Origin of the sequence: Xanthomonas sp. SHU 308 (genome assembly GCF_000364645.1) — a bacterium.
Lineage (GTDB): Bacteria > Pseudomonadota > Gammaproteobacteria > Xanthomonadales > Xanthomonadaceae > Xanthomonas_A > Xanthomonas_A sontii.
Genome location: NZ_AQOK01000339.1, coordinates 1 through 3778 on the forward strand (window position 1 = coordinate 1; position 3778 = coordinate 3778).

The window sequence follows — 3778 nt, forward strand, 5'->3', positions numbered from 1 at the left end:
GTCGCCATCGCCGCTGCGCGCGTCCAGCGCGTCCAGCTCGGCCTGCGCGGCGATCAGGGCTTGCGCCACCCGGCCCAGGGCCGCTGCGCACTGCGCATCGCGCGCGCCATCGCGGTGGCGGTCGTCGCGCTTCAGTGCCGGCGCAAAGGTCTGCACCGCATGCAGCACACGCACGCCTGGCCAGCCCAGGGTCTGCACCGGCGCCTGCAGTGCGGCCAGCACGTCGGCGTCGGCCGGGGCGAGGGTGATCGAGAAGCCGTGCATGTCCATCGAGGTCATCAGCGCTGCCGGCACCGGCATCAGCGCGACTCGCGCGACGCCGATGCGCTGCAGCGCCAGCCGCGTCAGTACGCCCAGTTCCTGCGTCGAGCAGCCGCCGAGATCGTTGAGCATCAGCACCAGCGGCGTGTCGGCGCCAAGGCGGGCATCGGCCTGCGCCAGCAGCGGGTCCAGCACCAGCGCCAGCGCCTCTTCCACCGCGCCCGGCTGCACCGGCCGCGCCCCGGGCTCGTTGTGGATGCCCAGGCCCAGTTCCGGCGCGCGGCGGCCGACCTGCTGGCCGGGTACGCTGCAACTGGACAGCGCCATGCCCAGCGACAGCAGGCGGTCGGCGAAGGCCTGGCCGCGCTGCGCCAGTTCGGCCAGCGGCACGCCCTCGCGCGCCAGGTGGCCCACGTACTTGTGCACCAGCACCGTGCCGGCGATGCCGCGCGGCTGCGCGGCGTCGGGCAGGGCGATGTCGTCGGCGACCAGCACGCTGGCCACGTCGATGCCCTCGGCACGGGCGCGCTCGGCGGCCAGGCCGAAATTGAGCCGGTCGCCGGTGTAGTTCTTGATCACCAGCAGCACGCCGGGCGCGTCGGCGCAGGCGCGGATCGCCGCCAGCACCGCTTCCACGCCGGGCGAGGCGAACAGGTCGCCGGCGATGGCGCCGCTGAGCATGCCCGGGCCGACGAAGCCGGCATGCGCCGGTTCGTGCCCGGCGCCACCGCCGGACAGCACCGCGACCTGGCGCGGATCGCGCTCGGCCTGCAGCACGATGCGGGTGCCGCTGCCGGTTTCCGACAGCCGCAGCGGTTGCAGCATGGCCGCGGCCGCGAGGACGTCGTCGACGATGGCGCGGGGGGCGGTGAGGAACTGGTCCATGCGGGTGTCCTGTGCATGCCGTGCGGCGGTGTGGCGCACCATAGCCGGGCCGGCGTTACGCGCGGTTGAGGCCGGCCTGCTCACGCACCTGGTCGGCGGAATCGGCGAGAATCGCCGCTCATCCCGAATGGAATCCCCGCATGGCCGGCGCCAGCCTGTTCACCCTGCTCGACGACATCGCCACCCTGCTCGACGACGTGTCGATCCTGACCAAGGTCGCGGCCAAGAAGACCGCCGGCGTGCTCGGCGACGACCTGGCGCTGAACGCGCAGCAGGTGACCGGGGTGAACGCCGACCGCGAACTGCCGGTGGTGTGGGCGGTGGCCAAGGGCTCGCTGCTCAACAAGGCGATCCTGGTGCCGGCGGCGCTGGCGATCAGCGCCTGGCTGCCGTGGGCGATCACCCCGCTGATGATGATCGGCGGCGCCTTCCTCTGCTTCGAGGGCGTGGAGAAGCTGGCGCACCGCTTCCTGCATTCGAAGGAGGAGGACGCGGAACGTCACGCGCAGCAGGTGCAGGCGCTGGCCGACCAGCAGGTGGACGTGGTGGCGCTGGAGAAGGACAAGGTCAAGGGCGCGATCCGCACCGACTTCATCCTCTCGGCGGAGATCATCGTGCTGTCGCTGGGCGTGGTCGCCGGCGTGCCGCTCCTGCAGCAGCTCACGGTGCTGGTGGCGATCGCGCTGGCGATGACCGCCGGCGTCTACGGGCTGGTCGCGGGCATCGTCAAGCTCGACGACCTGGGCCTGTACCTGAGTCGCAAGGGTGACGCCGCCGCGGCGATCGGCCGCGGCATCCTGTGGCTGGCGCCGTGGCTGATGCGCACGCTGTCGATCGCCGGCACCGCGGCGATGTTCCTGGTCGGCGGTGGCATCCTGGTGCACAGCATCGGCCCGCTGCACCATGCCATCGAGGCGATCGCCCCGACCGGCGGGCTGGGCAGCCTGGTGCTTGCGCTGGGCAATGCGGTGGTGGGTATCGTGGCCGGCGCGGTGGTGCTGGCGGTGGTGCTGGGCATCAAGAAGGTGCGGGAATAGGGATTCGGGATTGGAGATTCGGGATTCGTAACAGCGGCGCGCATTCCCGCTTTTGCCAATCCCCAATCCCGACTCCCCAATCCCGCGCCGGCCACGCCGGCGCCAGCTAGTCCGCCGACACCACCCGATTCTTGCCGGCCTTCTTGGCCTCGTACAGCGCACGGTCGGCGCGGCGGATCAGCGCGTCCTGCGCTTCGCCGGGTTGGCGCAGGGCGACGCCGGCGCTGAAGCTGACGAACACGCGCTGGTCTTCGTGCACCACCGCGCGCTGGGCCAGGGCGCGCTGCACGCGGGTCACCGCCGCACTGGCCTCGAAGATCGTGCAGTCCGGCATCAGCAGCACGAACTCCTCGCCACCGAAGCGGGCGATGGCATCGCTGGCGCGCAAGGTGGTGCGCGCCACTTCCACCACGTGGCGCAGCGCGCTGTCGCCGCCGGGGTGGCCGTAGGTCTCGTTGAGCTTGCGGAAATCGTCCAGGTCCAGCATCGCCACGCACAGTGGCTGCGCGCTGCGCTCGGTGCGCACCAGTTCGCGTACGAACAGGTCGTCCAGGCCGCGGCGATTGAGCGCGCCGGTGAGCTGGTCGACCCGCACCAGGCCGCTGACGTCCTGCAGTTCCTGCTCCAGGCGCAGGATGCGCTGCTCCGCCGCCTCCACCTCCTGGCGAGCGGCGATCAGGTGATCGCGCGCGCGCAGCGCCTGCTCCTGCACGTGGCTGGTGTCCTGCAGCACTTCCTGCAGCAGGCGGTTGAGGTCGGCGATGCTGCGCGCGTCGCGGATGGTCTGCGAGTAGTCGGCGATGCGGTCGTGGAATTCGCCGGTGCTGGCGGCCATGCCGTCCAGGTCCGCGACGAAGCTCAGCATCAGCTCCTTCATCGCCTCCTTGGACTCGGCGATGCCCTGCTTCAGCAGGCCCTGCTTGTAGATCACCTCGCGCAGGCTGCCGCGCGCCTCCTCGATCGAGTAGCGGTCCAGCGGCCCGGCGATCAGGTCGCGCACCACCGCGATCTGGCCCTGCAGCCAGCTGGTGTCGTCGAGCAGTTCGCCGACGTTCTCCAGCAGCAGGTCGAACAGGCTCAGCAACAGCGCCTGCTGCTCCTGGCCGTCGCTGGCGCGCAACGCGATCTGGTGGCACAGCTCGCGCACCTGCTGCGCCACCGGTTCCAGCGGCTGCCCGGGACGCCACTGGCGCAGCGCCTCGCCGCTGGCCTCGGCCTCGCCGGCGAGCTCGGGCAGGGTGTGCAGCAGCGCCGCCAGCGCGCCGGCCACGGTCTGCCGCAGCAGGTCGCGCAGGCGCTCGCTGTCGCTGGGCCCGGCCAGCGGATCTTCGACGTCGATGGTGCGGATGTACTTGTCGATCAACTGGCGCAGTGCGCGGCCGTAGCTGGGCCAGTCGCCGCTGCTCGCCGCCGACTGCAGGCGCCGGCCCATGTCGCCCAGTTCGCCGTGCAGCGAGGCCATGCCGTCGGCGAAGGCGCCGAGCAGGCCTTGCGGCTCGTGCGCCTGCTGGAACAGGCGGATCAGCGCGGCGGTGGCGGCGGCCGGGTCGGTCGCCGCCTCCGCGGGCGGCGCCGCGTGGCCGTGCTTGTGCCCA

3 protein-coding genes are annotated in these 3778 nt (G+C 71.9%); 1 reads left to right on the top strand and 2 read right to left on the bottom strand.

Features of this window, described 5'->3' with window-relative positions; all coding sequences use genetic code 11:
- Positions 1-1146 (bottom strand): dihydroxyacetone kinase subunit DhaK (locus tag D588_RS24625; RefSeq protein ID WP_017916138.1); only part of this gene is annotated, 1146 nt, incomplete at its 3' end.
- A gap of 140 nt (positions 1147-1286) precedes the next feature.
- On the opposite strand from D588_RS24625, the gene D588_RS0111940 reads away from it, so the two are divergent.
- Complete coding sequence (locus D588_RS0111940) at positions 1287-2183, top strand: DUF808 domain-containing protein (protein WP_017916139.1); 897 nt, start codon at positions 1287-1289, stop codon at positions 2181-2183.
- A gap of 106 nt (positions 2184-2289) precedes the next feature.
- Here the strand turns inward: D588_RS0111940 and D588_RS0111945 are convergent.
- On the bottom strand, positions 2290-3778 hold a 1489-nt coding region (locus D588_RS0111945), incomplete at its 5' end, for a GGDEF domain-containing protein (protein ID WP_017916140.1).